The organism is Sphingomonas lycopersici (assembly GCF_026130605.1).
Classification (GTDB): Bacteria; Pseudomonadota; Alphaproteobacteria; order Sphingomonadales; family Sphingomonadaceae; genus Sphingomonas; species Sphingomonas lycopersici.
The window spans coordinates 66,289-81,947 of record NZ_JANFAU010000006.1 but is presented as its reverse complement, the minus strand read 5'-3'; the positions used below and the strand labels follow the sequence as shown (position 1 = coordinate 81,947).

Here is a 15,659-nt window from a genome sequence, read left to right as displayed (position 1 = left end):
GCCGGGGTATCGGCTTTGCAGCACCTCGTCGCCCCCTTTCGTCATTCCCGCGAAGGCGGGAATCGATTCTGGCTGGCCTCACGACTCTTTCCCCGACCTGCGGGAATGACGGCGAATGTCCTTGTCGCGCGGCGCAACTTTCGGGCAACAAGCGCACATGACCAGCACCAGCGACGTCCTCATCGTCGGTTCCGGCGCGGCCGGGCTGACCGCCGCGCTCAACCTCGCCGACCGTTTCAAGGTCACCGTGCTCGCCAAGGGCGCGCTCAACGAGGGCTCGACCGCGCATGCGCAGGGCGGGATCGCGGCGGTGCTCGAACCGGGCGACACGTTCGACAGCCATATCGAGGATACGATGATCGCCGGCGCGGGGCTCAACGACCGCGCCACCGTCGAATTCGTCGTCGAGAACGCCCCCGCCGCGATCCAACGGCTGCAGGCATTGGGCGTGCCTTTCGCCACCGAGGGCGACGCGCTCCACCTGACGCGCGAGGGCGGGCATTCGCACCGCCGCATCGTCCATGTCGCCGACGCGACCGGCTGGGCGGTGCAGGAGGCGCTCCAGCGCGCCGCCGAGAAACACCCCAATATCACCCTCGTCCCCGATCAGGTCGCGATCGACCTCGCCACCAGCCGGCATGAGGAGCGTTATTCGGGCGCGGGCAACGTGTGGGGGGTCTATGCGGTCGATCGCCGCACCGGGCGGGTCAATCTCTACACCGCGCGCGCGACGATCCTCGCCACCGGCGGGGCGGGGCGCACCTATCTCTTCTCCACCGCGCCGCGCGGCGCGACGGGGGACGGGATCGCGATGGCGTGGCGCGCCGGCTGCCGCATCTCGAACATGGAATTCATGCAATTCCACCCGACCTGCCTCTACAATCTCGACGTCAAGAATTTCCTGATCACCGAGGCGGTGCGCGGCGAGGGCGGCCAGCTCAAGCTGCCGACCAACGGCCACCGCTTCATGCCCGATTTCGATCCGCGCGCCGAACTGGCGCCGCGCGATGTCGTCGCGCGCGCGATCGACCACGAGATCAAGCGGCTCGGGCTCGATTACGTCCACCTCGACATCAGCCATATGCCCGCCGATTTCGTCCGCGCGCATTTCCCCAATATCTACGAGAAACTGATCGGTCTCGGCATCGACATGACGCGCGAACCGATCCCGGTCGTTCCGGCGCAGCATTATACCTGCGGCGGGATCCTGATCGATCGCGACGGGCGCACCGACCTTCCCGGGCTCTATGCCGCGGGCGAATGCACCCAATCGGGGCTGCACGGCGCCAACCGCCTCGCGTCGAACTCGCTGCTCGAATGTTTCGTCTATGGCGAGGCGGCAGCGAAGCATATCGCGGCCAATTGGGACGGCTTCGCCCCGGTCCCCGCGATCCGCGCCTGGGACGAAAGCCGCGTCACCGATTCCGACGAGGAAGTCGTCATCAAGCAGAACTGGACCGAGATCCGCCGCTTCATGTGGAATTACGTCGGGATCGTGCGCACCACCAAGAGGCTGGAACGCGCCGCGCACCGCATCAAGCTGCTGACCGAAGAAGTCGGCGATTATTACGGCCATTTCCGCGTCACCCCGGACCTGATCGAATTGCGCAATCTGCTCCAGACCGCCGATCTGATCGTGCGCTCGGCGCTGCTGCGCCACGAAAGCCGCGGGCTGCATTATACGCTCGACTGGCCCGAGACCTCGCCCAAGGCGGTCGATACGATTCTCGTTCCGTGAATCCGTCGCGGCTCAGGCGCGGTTCATCGCGAACCGCGCAAACTGATGTTTTCTTTCAATGCCGAGATCGGTTTTAACTCGACATCGGGTCGGGTGGGCAATGAAGAAGATGTTAGGGTCGCGAATTCGGTGGGCGATAGCCGCTTCGGGCGCACTGGCGTTGATCGCCTGCGGCCCCGGTACGCGGCCGGGCACGACCACCGCGCGCGCACCCAGTTCGTCCTACGCATCCGCCCCCGCTTATGTCGTGTCGCTCCCCGTGCCGAAGGTCCGCCCGCGGCCGCGCAACGACGCACCCGCCGCGCTGGCCGAGCGGATCGAGACACTGGTCCGCGGTTTCCCCGGGGTCGCGGGGATCGCGATCCGCGCGGTCGATGAAGGCTGGACGGTCGAATATGGCGCGCGGCGCCTGATGCCGCAGCAAAGCGTGAGCAAATTGTGGGTCGCGATGACCGTGCTCGACCAGCGCGATTCCGGCCGGCTCCGTCTCGACGATCCGGTGACGCTCTACCCCGCAGATCTCACCTTGTTCCACCAGCCGATCGCCGCGCTGGTCAAGCCGAGCGGCTATCAGACCACCGTCAGCAGCCTGCTCGTCCGCGCGCTGACGCAAAGCGACAATACCGCCAACGATCGCCTGCTCAAACTGGTCGGCGGCCCCGCCGCGGTGCGCGCGTTCATCGAGCGCAAGCAATTGGGCGACATCCGCTTCGGCCCCGGCGAGCGGCTGCTCCAGGCCAAGACCGCGGGGCTGACCTGGCAGCAGAGCTATTCGCTCGGCAACGGCTTCAATATCGCGCGCTCGCGGCTTTCGCCGGCGGTGCGCGAGGCCGCGCTCGAAGCCTATATCGCCGATCCGCCCGATGGCGCCGCGCCGCTCGCGATCGCCGACGCGCTGGCGCGGCTGGCGCGCGGCGAATTGCTGTCCGAAACCTCGACCCGCTTCATGCTCACCACGATGGGGTCGACCGTCACCGGGCGCGCACGGCTCAAGGCGGCACTCCCGCCCGGCTGGACGCTCCAGCACAAGACCGGCACCGGGCAGGAGCTCGGCCGCCGCAACGCCGGGTTCAACGATGTCGGGCTGCTCACCGCCCCCGACGGGCGGCGCTATGCGATCGCGGCGATGATCGGCGATACGACGCGCCCGATGCGCGACCGGCAATTGCTGATCCAGGCCGCCGCCAGCGCGCTGACCGGCCACCGGCTCGACACGCGCTCGATCGCCGCGGCCGACGACGACGCGCCGGGGAGCTGAGCGCTCGCACCCGTCCCTTCGTCATTCCCGCCTGCGCGGGAATGACGGGTAGATGTGGAAGGGGCGCCAAGGCCACAACACGCCACAAACCCGCCAAATCACCCCACAAGCGGGATTGGTCCCGCGCGCGATCCGAGCTATCCCCCGACCATGCCGCATCTCTACCTCGTCGATGGCTCGGGCTATATCTTCCGCGCCTATCACGTCCTGCCCAAGCTCACCAACCAGCACGGCGAGCCGGCCGGGGCGGTCTATGGCTACACCACGATGCTGTGGAAACTCGCCAAGGAACTCCACGAGGCCGACGGGCCGACGCATCTCGCGGTAATCCTCGACGCGGCCGAGCATACGTTCCGCAACGAGATGTACGATCAGTATAAGGCGCATCGCCCGCCCGCGCCCGAGGATCTCGTCCCGCAATTCCCGATGATCCGCGACGCGACCCGCGCCTTTTCGCTGCCGTGCATCGAGGAAGCCGGGTGGGAGGCGGACGATCTGATCGCGTCTTATGCCAAGGCGGCGCTGGCGCAGGGCTGGCAGGTGACGGTGATCAGTTCCGACAAGGATCTGATGCAGCTTTTGACCGAGCCGGGCATCGACATGCTCGACACGATGCGCGACCGGCGGATGGGGCCGGAGGCGGTGGTCGAGAAATTCGGCGTCGGCCCCGAGAAATTGGGCGAGGTGCTCGCGCTGATGGGCGATGCGGTCGACAATGTCCCCGGCGTCCCCGGGGTCGGCCCCAAGACCGCGGCCAAGCTCATCAACGAATATGGCGATGTCGAGGCCGTCCTCGCCGCCGCGCCCGGGATGAAACCGGGCAAGTTGCGCGAAAACCTGATCGCCAATGCCGAGATGGCACGGCTGAGCCGCAAGCTGGTCGAGCTGGCGAGCGATGTGCCCTTGCCCCAGCCGCTCGAGGAAATGGCGCTCGACGGCATCCCCGAGGCGCCGCTGCGCGCATTCCTGGAGCATCACGGCTTCAAGTCGCTGCTCGCCAAATTGGGGCAGGTGGCGGATGCCCCGGCACCGACCCCCGTTTCGCCGACCGCGCTGCCGCAGGCGGAAGAGCCGCCGTGCGACCACGACAGCTACGCCACCGTCACCGACGAGGCCGCGCTCGATCGCTGGATCGCCGAGGCGCGGCACCAGGGTTATGTCGCGATCGATACCGAGACGACCGGCAAGGACCCGATGCTCGCCGAGCTGGTCGGGGTAAGCCTCGCGCTCGCGCCCAACCGCGCCTGCTATATCCCGCTCGCGCACGGCGGGACCGACATGTTCGCCGAAAAGCCGGTGCAGCTCGACCGCGACGCCGCGCTCGCCAAGCTGCGCCCGCTGCTCGAAGACCCCGGGGTGCTCAAGATCGGGCACAATCTCAAATACGACCTGATCATCCTCGCCCGCGTCGGGGTCGATGTCGCGCCTTATGACGATTCGATCGTGATGAGCTTCGATCTCGACGCCGGGCTCCACGGCCACGGGATGGACGAGCTCGCCGCGACCCACCTGTCGCATTCGTGCATCGCGTATAAGGATGTCGTCGGGACCGGGAAGAAGCAGCTCGGCTTCCACGAGGTCGATCTCAGGACCGCGACCCGCTACGCCGCCGAGGATGCCGATGTGACGCTGCGGCTGTGGCGGCGCTTCCGCGCGCGGCTCCCGGTCGAGGGATCGACGCGTATCTACGAGATGGTCGATCGCCCGCTCGTCGCGGTGATCGCGCGGATGGAGCGCCACGGGATCAAGGTCGATCGCGAGCGGCTCGCGCAATTGAGCCGCGGCTTCGATACCGAGATCGCCGCGCTCGAAACCGTGATCCACGGCCTCGCCGGCGGCCCGTTCACGATCGGCAGCCCCAAGCAATTGGGCGACGTCTTGTTCGAGCGGATGGGGATCAAGGGCGGGCGCAAGGGCAAGTCGGGGGTCTATTCGACCGACGTCAATGAGCTCGAGCGGATCGCCGCGTCGCACGAATCCCCCGGCGCCGAGATCGCGATGCGCGTGCTCGACTGGCGCCAGCTGACCAAGCTCAAGAACACCTATACCGATACGCTGCAGGAGCAGATCAACCCCGCCACCGGGCGCGTCCATACCAGCTACAGCCTCACCGGCGCGCAGACCGGGCGGCTCTCCTCGACCGATCCCAACCTCCAGAACATCCCGATCCGCACCGAGACCGGGCGGCAGATCCGCGACGCCTTCGTCGCCGAGCCGGGCAATGTCATCCTCGCGGCGGATTATTCGCAGATCGAATTGCGCCTCGCCGCGCATATGGCCGACGTTCCCGCGTTGAAGGAGGCGTTCGCGCGCGGCGACGACATCCACTCGCTCACCGCGCAGGAATTGTTCGGCGAATTGAACCGCGACACCCGCGCGCGCGCCAAGACGATCAACTTCGCGATCCTCTACGGGATCAGCCGCTGGGGGCTCGCGGGCCGCCTGGCGGTGACCCCGGACGAGGCGCAGGCGATGATCGATCGCTATTTCGAGCGCTTCCCGGGGATCAGCCGCTATATCGCCGACACGCTGACCCATGCGCGCGACAATGGCTTCACCGAGACCTTGTTCGGCCGCAAGACGCATTTCCCGCGGCTCAAATCGAAGGTCCAGCACGAACGACAGGGCGCCGAGCGCGCCGCGATCAACGCGCCGATCCAGGGCACCTCGGCCGATATCATCAAGCGCGCGATGGCGCGGATGGAACCCGCGCTGGCCGAAGCGGGTCTTACCGGCACACGGATGCTGCTCCAGGTGCATGACGAACTGGTATTCGAAGTGCCGCAAGCCGAGGTCGATGCCGCGCGCGTCGTGATCGAGCGCGTGATGGCCACTGCCGCCGAGCCGGCGGTGAAGCTCGACGTGCCGCTGGCGGTGGAGATCGGCGTCGGCGAAAGCTGGGGGGCGGCGCATTGACGGATCGTTCGGAAATGCCCCAGCGGGGCATTTCGTGCGGCGCCGGCCCGCGAAAATACCTCAGGCGTCGGGAGCGCCAGCGATGAGCGAAACCGCGGAGGATATTGCCACGCTCGCCAAGGGCGGCCGCACCAATGTCGCAGGGTTCATCCTGCGGCTGGCGGCGCGCATCCCGTTCCTGTTCATCGCCGGACGGCTCTACGGCCCCGATCTCGTCGGGCGGTTCGCGATCGCCGTGGTGGTGGTCGAGCTGGCGGCGCTGGTCTCGACGCTCGGGCTGAAACGCGGGCTGGCGCAGGCGCTCGCCACCACCGATCGCCCGCATGTCCATGTCGTATGGGACGCGCTCGTCCTCGGCGGCATCCTCAGCCTCGCCGCGAGCACGGTGCTGTGGATCTTCCCCGAGGTGATGTACCCCAACAGCTATGTCACCGGGCTCGATCGCTATCTGCCGCTGATCATCCTCGCGATCGCCTGGTCCGACATCAGCCTCGCCGCGCTCGCCTATCGCCTCAACGTCCGCGCCGCGGTGACCGCGCGCGCGGTGGTCGAGCCGTGGACGATCTCGATCACCGCCTGGATCTTCTCGTTCATCACGACGCGCGACGGGCTGGTGCTGGCCTATGTCTCGTCGATGCTCGCCGCGCTGACCGCCAGCCTCGTGCCGTTCCTGCGCAGCTACGGCCTGCCCCACGGCTGGTCGCCGCATTTGCGCGAATTGTTCGCGCTCGCGCGCCGCAACGCCCCGCTCGCCGGCGCCGACGCGCTCGAATGGGGGACGCGCAACGTCGACCGTTTTATCCTCGGGGTGATGTTCGCGCCCAAGATCGTCGGCATCTATTATATGGCGCAGCAGGTCGCCTCGCTGCCGCAGAAGCTCAAGACCTCGTTTGATCCGATCCTCGGGCCGGTCATCACCCGCAACCTCGCCACCGGCAACCGCGCCGCGATCGCCGATCAGGTGCGGCAGGTGGCGTTCTGGATCATCGCCGCGCAGGGCTGCCTCGCGCTGATGGGGTCGATCCCCGGCGAGGCGGTGATGGGGACGGTGGGGCCGCAATTCGTCGCCGGCACCGCGGCGCTCGCCTTCCTGCTCACCGCCGAGGTGCTCGCCTCGACCGGGGCGGTGTGCGAATCCGCGCTCGTCTATGTCGCGCGCCACCGCAATCTCGCGATCTCCGCCGCGATGCTGCTGTTCCAGGTGGTGCTGAGCTTCGCGCTGATCCTCACGATGCGCGCGCTGGGCTGGCCGGTCGAATATCAGGCCGCGGGGCCGGCGGTGGCGCTGATGACCAGCGTCGCGCTGACCTCGGTGATCAAGGCGCGGCTGCTCGGGCACCTGCTGCAGGCGTCGGTCTCGCCGTTGCGCTGGCCGCTGCTGTGGGCGGCGGCGGCGGCGATCGTCGTCGGGGGCGCCTTCGCCGCGCTGCCGCATGAATATGAATGGGCCGAGGTGATCATCGGCATCCCCGCGATCGCCGCGACCTATCTGTTCATCCTGTGGCGCTGGGCGTTCGGCCCCGACGACCGCGCCTTGTTCAGCCGCATGCCGCGCGCGGACGAGGCGACCCTGCCCCACGTGGGGGCGGCGACGCGGTAAGCCCCGCTCAAGCAAAGAACCGTTCGCCCTGAGCTTGTCGAAGGGCTGCCCTTCTTCCTTGCGAAGAAAGTGCAGGGCTTCGACAGGCTCAGCCCGAACGGGGAGAGGGAAGCGCGTCTCGCGCGCCCGACCTCAATGCCGGAAGTGGCGCATCCCGGTGAAGATCATCGCCAGCCCGGCCTCGTCGGCCGCCGCGATCACCTCCGCATCGCGGATCGAGCCGCCCGGCTGGATCACCGCGGTCGCGCCCGCCTCGACCGCCGCGAGCAGCCCGTCGGCGAAGGGGAAGAAAGCGTCCGACGCCACCGCCGAGCCGATCGTACGCGGCGCAGCCCAGCCGGCCTTGTCCGCCGCATCCTTCGCCTTCCACGCCGCGATCCGCGCGCTTTCCAGCCGGTTCATCTGCCCCGCGCCGACCCCGGCGGTGCTGCCATCCTTGGCATAGACGATCGCGTTCGACTTGACGTGCTTGGCGACCGTCCAGGCGAAGCGGCAATCGGCCAGTTCCTGCGCCGTGGGCTGGCGCTTGGTCACCACCTTGAGCATCTCGTCGGTGATCTGGCCATTGTCGCGCGACTGGACCAGCCAGCCGCCGGTGATCGACTTGGCGGTGAGCCCGCCGCGCGCCGGATCGGGCAGCGCCCCGGTCAGCAGCAGCCGCAGATTCTTCTTCGCCGCGAACAGCGCGATCGCTTCCTCGTCGGCATCGGGCGCGACGACCACCTCGGTGAAGATCCCGGTGATCGCCCGCGCGGTCGCCGCATCGAGCGTGCGGTTCAAGGCGATGATCCCGCCGAACGCCGACACCGTGTCGCAGGCGAACGCCGCCTCATACGCCTCGGCCAAGGTCGCCGCGGTGGCCACCCCGCACGGATTGGCATGCTTGACGATCACGCACGACGGCGCGGCGTCGCGGAATTCGCTGACCAGCTCGAGCGCCGCATCGGCGTCGTTGAGATTGTTGTAGCTCAGTTCCTTGCCCTGCACCTGCCGCGCCTGGCCGATGCCGGGGGTCGCGGGGCCGGCGTGGTTGTAGAATGCCGCCTGCTGGTGCGGGTTCTCGCCGTAGCGCAGCACGGTCGGCGCCTGGAGCACGAACGGCAGGGTCGCGGGGAACAGCTCGCGCTGATCGGCGAAGCCGAACCAGCTCGCGATCATCGCATCATAGGTGGCGGTGGCGGCGAACGCCTTGGCCGCGAGCCGCTTGCGCTCGGCAAGGTCGGTCTCGCCCTTGGCGACGATCGCATAATCCGCCGGATCGGTGACGATCGCGACATAAGCGTGGTTCTTCGCCGCCGACCGGACCATCGACGGGCCGCCGATGTCGATATTCTCGATGATCTCGTCGCGCTCGGCGCCCTTCGCGACGGTCTGGGCGAAGGGGTAGAGATTGACCACCACCAGATCGATCGCGCCGATCCGATGCTCGGCCATCGCCGCGGCATGCGCGGGATCGTCGCGCACCGCGAGCAGCCCGCCGTGGACCATCGGGTGAAGCGTCTTGACGCGGCCGTCCATCATCTCGGGGAAGCCGGTGAGATCGGAAACGTCGCGCACGTCGAGCCCCGCGTCGCGCAGCGCCTTGGCGGTGCCCCCGGTCGAGACCAGTTCCACGCCGCGCCCGGCCAGCGTGCGGGCGAGATCGACCACCCCCGTCTTGTCGGACACGGAAAGAAGCGCGCGCTTGATCGGGATCGTGGTCATGGTCGGCTTTCGCGAAGCTAGGGAGGGTTCGCGCGGCCTATTAGGGTTCAATTCGCTTGCGCGCCACCCTCACCCTCCGTCATGCCGGGCTCGCCCCGGCATCCAGAGCCACGAGTGACGACATTTGCAGCTCTGGATGCCGGATCAGGTCCGGCATGACGAAATAGAGTAAGGCCAGTTACCCTCAGCGCGCGCGCTTCAACGCCCAGCTGATGCTCGCCCCGCCGGCATCGGCCGCGCCGGTGATGACGAGCTGTTGCGTCGCGATCGGCCGCCCCTCGGGGTCGATCCACAGACTGTCCTCGATCGCCAGCGAATCGCCGCGCGCGCGGAATTGCCACAAGGCCCCGCCCGGCACGCGCAGCACCGCGGCGAGCCCATCGGCGGTCGGCGACGCCTCCACCCCGCGCCCGAGGTGGAAGCGGATCGCGAACGGCGTCGTCCCGGGCCGGCGCCGTCGCCCCTTGGGCAGCAAGGCATCCTCGCCGCGCAGCTCGCGCCCGTCGCCCGCCAGCACCAATTGACGGCGGTGGATGAACCCGAAGCGGCGGACATAGCCGTCGTGATTGGCCTCGATCCGGCTCGCGCCGTCCGATTCCTGCCGCGACAGCTCGACCGCGGTGACCCCCTTGCCGAGGCTGCCGTCGGAAAGGATCGCGGTCGAATTGGAATCGTCGAGCGTCAGCGTCGAATGCGCCGCGGTCGTGCGCAGCCCCTCTGCCAGCGTGCGCGGCAGCCGCGGCGAGGCATCGCGCGCGCCACCGCAATTGACGATCAGCCGCGTCGCGCCGTCGGAAAATTCGAACGCCAGCGTCGAGGCGCACCCGCCGTCGACCGCGCGCGCCACCGGCGGCGGGGCGGCATCGACGATCAGCACCGCCTTGCCCCCCGTCAGCCGCTGATAGCCCCATTCGCGCGCCTGCTTGAGCGGGCGGGCGCGCACCCCGGTCGCCTCGATCACCTGCGCGACGCGCTCGGCCGGCACCGGGCCGCTGCCCTGCCAGCTCGCCAGCCCGCGATCGGCATGACACACCCCGAGCAATGCCGGAACGAGCCGCGCCAGCGCGCTTTCCGCCACCTCGGGCAGCGCCAGCCGGCGCGCTTCATAGCATTCGCGCAACGTCGCGAGCAGCGCGGCGATATCGAGCAACGCATCGGGCGCGCGGCTCACCGCGCCACCGTCTTCGAACAAGGCGGTGCCCAGGGCGCGGGTCAGCCCGGCTTCGGCGAAGGCGAGCCCCGCATCGCCGCCGGGGATCAGCAGCCGCGCCGCGAGCAGCCCGCTCCACGCCGCGACGCGCTTCGGCCCCGGCGGGGTCTTGTCCGCCCCGCGATCGAGATGCCGCGCGCCCCGCGCCAGCGTGTTGAGCACCTTCGAGCGATAGACGAGATCGGTCGACGACAGGATCAGCGGCGCGTGCGCGGTCCAGAACAGGATGCGCCGCCCCCACAGATCGGGCCGCCACGCCGCGCCGGCGACCTTTTCGGCATGCGCCAGCAGCCAGCGCGACATCAGCCCCTCGGCGATCGGCGCACCCTGCACCCGCGTCGCGACTGAGGAAAGATCGCGCAGCCACGCGAAGGAATGGAGATAATCGGCATAGCCCGGCGCGACATCGAGCGTGCGGAAATCGAGCCCGGCGATCGCGAGCTGTTCGCCGCGCCACAGGAAATGCCCGGCGAGCAGCGCCTGCCCGCGCGCGACATCGCCGAATACGGGGTCGTCGGGCACCGCGATCAGCTTGAGCGGATAGCGCCCCTTGAGCCGGAACGAATGGATCGGGGTGCGCCACGTCAGCCGGTCGAAGGTCTGCGACAAGCGCTCGGCGAGCGACAGCCCGCGATCGCCGCCCGACCGTACCAGCCTCTTGCCCTGTTCGATCCCGTCGGGGCCGGAATCAACGGCTTTATCGTCCTGTTGGCTCATTCGCCGCGCAGCGCCCGGATATTGGCGGCATAAGCCTCCGGCCCGCCGCGGAAGGTGGCGGTGCCGGCGACCAAAGCATCGGCGCCGGCGTCGATCGCCAGCCGCGCGGTCTGCCGGTCGATCCCGCCGTCGACCTCGAGATCGATATCGCGCCCGCTCGCCTCGATCATCGCGCGGATCGCCGCGATCTTGCGCAACTGGCTGTCGATGAAGCTCTGCCCGCCGAAGCCGGGGTTGACGCTCATCACCAGCACCAGATCGACGAGATCGATGAGATAATCGAGCACATCGACCGGGGTCGCCGGGTTGAGCACCACCCCGGCGCGCTTGCCGAGGCTCTTGATGTGCTGGATCGTGCGGTGGACGTGCGGCCCCGCCTCCGGGTGGACGGTGATCGTATCCGCCCCGGCCTCGGCGAAGGCGTCGAGATAGAGGTCGACCGGGGAGATCATCAGATGGACGTCGAACGGCTTCGCCGTATACGGGCGCAGCGCCTTCACCACCGCCGGGCCGATCGTGATATTGGGGACGAAATGGCCGTCCATCACGTCGACGTGGATCCAATCCGCCCCCGCGGCATCGATCGCGCGTATCTCCTCGCCGAGCTTGGCGAAATCGGCGGACAGGATCGAGGGGGCGATGCGGACGGGCTTGGTCATACGGTCCGCTTAACGCGCAACTGGCTCAGGCGGAAGCACGTCGCAGCCGTGCGATGAAAAAGCCGTCGCACCCCCCCGTCGCCTCGACCGTTCCGGGCAAGGTGCGGACATAACCGTCGGGGTGGGCGGCGATTCCGGCGGGGAGTTCGCCCGGCGCCGGCGGCATGACGGCAAAATCGCCCCGCTGCCCGAGAAACTGCGCCAATTGCGCCTCGCCCTCGGCGGGTTCGAGCGAGCAGGTGGCGTAGACGAGCAATCCGCCCGGCTTCACCCAATCCGCCGCGCGGGCGAGGATGCGGCCCTGCAGCTCGGCCATTTCGGCGATCACCCCGTCATGCGCGCGGTGGAGCACATCGGGGTGGCGGCGGAAGATGCCGGTCGCGCTGCACGGCGCATCGACCAGCACCGCCTCGGCCGGCGCGTCGGGCGCCCAATCGAGCACATCGCCCACCACCACGTCGGCGGAAAGCCCTGTGCGCGCGAGATTCTCGTTCAGTCGCGCGGCGCGACTTTTCGACGCGTCGACCGCAGTGACCTGCCAGCCGGCGGCGGCGAGCTGGAGCGTCTTGCCCCCCGGCGCCGCGCACAGATCGAGCGCCTGCCCCGCGCCGCTGCCGATCAGCCGCGCGGGGAGCGAGGCGGCGAGATCCTGCACCCACCACGCGCCCGCGTCATAGCCCGGAAGCTCGGGCACCGGCCCGGCATCGACGAGCCGCACATGCCCCGGCGCGAGGCTTTCTCCTTCGAGCCCCGACCACGCCGGATCGCGCAGCGTGAGATCGAGCGGCGGCGGCGCGGCGATCGCGCGCGACGCGGCGGCGACCACCTCCTCGCCCCATGCTTCACGCCAGCGCTCGGCGACGGGTGCAAGCAGGGTCGGCGTCTCCGGCAGAGCCGCGCCGCCGCGCATCAGCGTCCCGAACACGCCGTGGACCAGCCGCCGCGGCCCGCCGTCGACCAGCGGGAGGACGGTGGCGATCGCGGCATGCGGCGGGGTGCCGAGCGCGAGCGCCTGGGCGAGCGCGATGCGCAGCGCCATCCGCGCCTTGGCATCGTCGGGGAGGATCTGGCGGGTGGCCGAATCGATCAGCGCGTCGAGATCGGGCAGCCGGCGCAGCGTCTCGGCGGCGATCGCATGCGCCAGCCCGCGATCGGGCGGCGAGACGAGATCGCGCGTCGCCGCGGGCAGCGCCGCTTCCAGCGCCTCGCCGCGCCTGAGCACCGCATCGAGCAATCGCAAGGCGGCGCGGCGGGTCGCGGTGCCGAGCGGCAAAGCGGGGCGGCGGGGCGGTCTAGGGGGCTTGGCGCGGGTCGTCATCAAGCCCATGTGGCGGGGAACCAGCCAGATCGCCAGCAAGATCGGATATCGCAAATGTCGAAACGCCCCGCGCATGTGAAGCCGCCGGCCTATCTCTCGCCCAACAAGCCGGTCCCCAAGCCCGCCCCGGCGACCCCCGGCCCGACCGATCCCAACGATCGCGACCCGACCCGCTTCGGCGATTGGGAGCTCAAGGGCATTGCGGTCGATTTCTGAGCGCGGCGCACGAAATAAAACCCGTTCGTCCTGAGCCTGTCGAAGGGCTGCGCTTCTTCCGACGAAGAAAAGGCAGGGCTTCGACACGCTCAGCCCGAACGGTGAGAGGTCCTTCCCTTCAGACTCACACCTCGTCGCGCAGCGGGCGCGACAGCAGATCCCGCGTCACCGCGCGCACATCGGCGCCGTCGAGCAGCCGGCACACCGCCTCGACGATCGGCATATCGACCTCCACGTCGCGCGCCGCCTCGACCAGCACCGGCGCGGTGAATGCCCCCTCCGCCACCGTCCGGCGATCGGCGAGCAGGGTCGCGGCGCTTTCCCCGCGCCCCAGCCCGACCCCCAAAGAGAAATTGCGCGAACTGGTCGACGAACAGGTCAGCACCAGATCGCCCAGCCCCGACAATCCGGCGAGCGTCTCCGCCCGCGCGCCGCGCGCCAGCCCGAAGCGCGTCATCTCGGCAAAGCCGCGCGCGATCAGCGCGGCCCGCGCATTCTGCCCCAGCCCCGCACCCTCGACCACGCCGCAGGCGATCGCGAGGACATTCTTGACCGCCCCGCCGATCTCCGCCCCCATCACGTCGGTCGACGCATAGGGCCGGAACGCCGGCCCCGCGAGCCGCGCCGCGAGCCGCGCCTGCAAGTCGCTATCCTCGCACGCCAACGTCACCGCGGTCGGCAACCCCGCTGCCACCTCATGCGCGAAGGTCGGCCCCGAAAGCACCGCGATCGGCGCCCCCGGATGCGCGGCATGCGCCACTTCGCCGACCAGCCGCCGCGTCCCCGCCTCGATCCCCTTGGCGCACATCACCAGCGGCGTCGCGCCGACCGGGGTCTCCGCGAGCACCCGTCCGACATGCTGCGCCGGCGCGACGACCAGCAACGCATCGACCCCGGCGAGATCGCCGAGCGCCCCGGTCGCGCGGATCGCCGGCGACAGCGCCACCCCCGGCAGAAACAGGGGGTTCGCATGATCGGCGTTGATCGCGGCCACCACCTCTGGCTCGCGCGCCCACAGCAGCACCTCGCCGCCGCGCGCCGCCACCGCCGCGAGCGCGGTGCCCCAGGCGCCGCCGCCGATCACCCCGATCCTCATGCCTTCACCCCCGCGCCGCGCACCGCCTCCGCGCTCGGATCGAGCGGCCAGCGCGCGCGCGCCGGCACGTCGAGCGGGTCGCTCAGCCCCGCGACGAACCGTTCGGCCCCCGCCCAGCCGATCATCGCGGCATTGTCGGTGCACAGCCACAAAGGCGGCGCAACGAACCGCAAGCCATTGTCCGCCGCCAGCGCCTCGAGCGCACCGCGCACCGCCGCATTGGCCGCGACCCCGCCCGCCACCACCAGCGCGGTGGCGCCGTCGGCACGATCGAGCGCGCGGCGGGTGCGGTCGATCAGGCAATCGACCACCGCCTGCTGGAACGAGGCGGCGATATCCTCCGCGCGATACTGCCCCACCGCACGCGCCACCGCGCTCTTGAGCCCGGCGAAGGAGAAATGCGGCTCGCCCGATCCGAGCAACGGGCGCGGCAGCGGCACCGCGCGCGGATCGCCGAGCGCCGCGGCGCGCTCCACCGCCGGCCCGCCGGGGAAACCCAGCCCGAGCAATTTGGCGGTCTTGTCGAACGCCTCGCCCGCCGCATCGTCGATCGTCGTCGCGAGCCGGCGGTAGCGCCCGACCCCCTCGACCAGCAGCAACTGGCAATGCCCGCCCGAGACGAGCAGCAGCAGATAGGGAAAAGCGAGATCGGCATCGGCGAGCCGCGGGCTCAGCGCGTGTCCTTCGAGATGATTGACCGCGATCAGCGGCTTGCCGACCGCGTGCGCCAGCGCCTTGCCGGTGACGAGCCCGACCATCACCCCGCCGATCAGCCCCGGCCCCGCCGTCGCGGCGATCGCGTCGACCCGATCGAGCGACACGCCGGCATCGGCCAGCGCCGCCTCGATCAGCGGCTCCAGCGCCTCGACATGCGCGCGCGCGGCGATTTCCGGCACCACCCCGCCATAAGGACGATGCGCGGCTTCCTGCCCCGCCAGCCGGTGCGCGAGCACCTGGCGGTCGCCGGTGACCAAAGCGGCGGCAGTCTCGTCGCAGGAGGATTCGAGCCCGAGGATCAGCATGTCCCGCCCTCTATCGCGTCCGTCCGGGCTTGTCGAAGGGGGCGCGAACCCTCTCCGTCATGCCGGACTTGATCCGGCATCCAGAGCCACGGGCGGCGGTGTTTGCGGCTCTGGATGCCGGGTCGGGCCCGGCATGACGGATAAGCGAGAAGCGTCGGGACAATCCATCCGGTTGAATGTCGCCCCGTCCTGGGCCATCGCTCGC

Annotated in this window: 11 protein-coding genes; 5 read left to right on the top strand and 6 right to left on the bottom strand. The window is 69.6% G+C overall.

What is annotated here, in order from left to right; all coding sequences use genetic code 11:
* Positions 1-157 precede the first annotated feature (157 nt).
* From nadB to NED98_RS13315, 4 genes are all read left to right on the top strand, one after another.
* Positions 158-1,738, top strand: coding sequence for an L-aspartate oxidase (nadB, locus tag NED98_RS13330; RefSeq protein WP_179512883.1), 1,581 nt, complete (start codon positions 158-160; stop codon positions 1,736-1,738).
* 100 nt (positions 1,739-1,838) lie between these two features.
* Entirely contained in the window at positions 1,839-2,996 is a 1,158-nt protein-coding gene (locus NED98_RS13325) for a class A beta-lactamase-related serine hydrolase (protein WP_265271658.1), read from the top strand.
* Positions 2,997-3,146: 150 nt separating this feature from the next.
* A complete protein-coding gene (gene polA, locus NED98_RS13320; RefSeq protein ID WP_265313345.1) occupies positions 3,147-5,912 on the top strand; it encodes a DNA polymerase I in 2,766 nt (921 codons plus the stop codon).
* Positions 5,913-5,994: 82 nt separating this feature from the next.
* Positions 5,995-7,512, top strand: a complete 1,518-nt coding sequence (locus tag NED98_RS13315) for a lipopolysaccharide biosynthesis protein (protein ID WP_265271272.1) — start codon at positions 5,995-5,997, stop codon at positions 7,510-7,512.
* A 132-nt stretch (positions 7,513-7,644) separates the two neighbouring features.
* Here the strand turns inward: NED98_RS13315 and purH are convergent, their stop codons facing one another.
* The 4 genes from purH to NED98_RS13295 all read right to left on the bottom strand — a co-directional run bounded on the left by purH (position 7,645) and on the right by NED98_RS13295 (position 13,129).
* On the bottom strand, positions 7,645-9,216 hold the full coding sequence (gene purH, locus NED98_RS13310; RefSeq protein WP_265313344.1) for a bifunctional phosphoribosylaminoimidazolecarboxamide formyltransferase/IMP cyclohydrolase: 1,572 nt from the start codon (positions 9,214-9,216) through the stop codon (positions 7,645-7,647).
* Between the two features lie 184 nt (positions 9,217-9,400).
* Positions 9,401-11,143 (bottom strand): heparinase II/III family protein, encoded by a 1,743-nt coding sequence (locus NED98_RS13305; protein WP_265313343.1) that lies wholly within the window; start codon positions 11,141-11,143, stop codon positions 9,401-9,403.
* Positions 11,140-11,802, bottom strand: a complete 663-nt coding sequence (rpe, locus tag NED98_RS13300) for a ribulose-phosphate 3-epimerase (RefSeq protein ID WP_179512889.1) — start codon at positions 11,800-11,802, stop codon at positions 11,140-11,142. Before rpe ends, NED98_RS13305 begins: the two co-directional genes overlap by 4 nt.
* 25 nt (positions 11,803-11,827) lie before the next feature.
* A complete protein-coding gene (locus NED98_RS13295) occupies positions 11,828-13,129 on the bottom strand; it encodes an RsmB/NOP family class I SAM-dependent RNA methyltransferase (protein WP_432423329.1) in 1,302 nt (433 codons plus the stop codon).
* Between the two features lie 45 nt (positions 13,130-13,174).
* Here NED98_RS13295 and NED98_RS13290 point away from each other — a divergent pair, with 45 nt between their 5' ends.
* Positions 13,175-13,336: a DUF1674 domain-containing protein gene (locus NED98_RS13290; protein ID WP_179512890.1), complete on the top strand. Its 162-nt coding sequence runs from the start codon at positions 13,175-13,177 to the stop codon at positions 13,334-13,336.
* Positions 13,337-13,460: 124 nt separating this feature from the next.
* On the opposite strand, the gene NED98_RS13285 is transcribed toward NED98_RS13290, so the two are convergent.
* The gene (locus NED98_RS13285) at positions 13,461-14,432 is read right to left on the bottom strand and encodes an NAD(P)H-dependent glycerol-3-phosphate dehydrogenase (RefSeq protein ID WP_265313342.1); all 972 of its coding nucleotides are present in this window, start codon (positions 14,430-14,432) and stop codon (positions 13,461-13,463) included.
* Positions 14,429-15,454, bottom strand: a complete 1,026-nt coding sequence (gene tsaD, locus NED98_RS13280) for a tRNA (adenosine(37)-N6)-threonylcarbamoyltransferase complex transferase subunit TsaD (protein WP_265313341.1) — start codon at positions 15,452-15,454, stop codon at positions 14,429-14,431. Before tsaD ends, NED98_RS13285 begins: the two co-directional genes overlap by 4 nt.
* Positions 15,455-15,659: the final 205 nt, after the last annotated feature.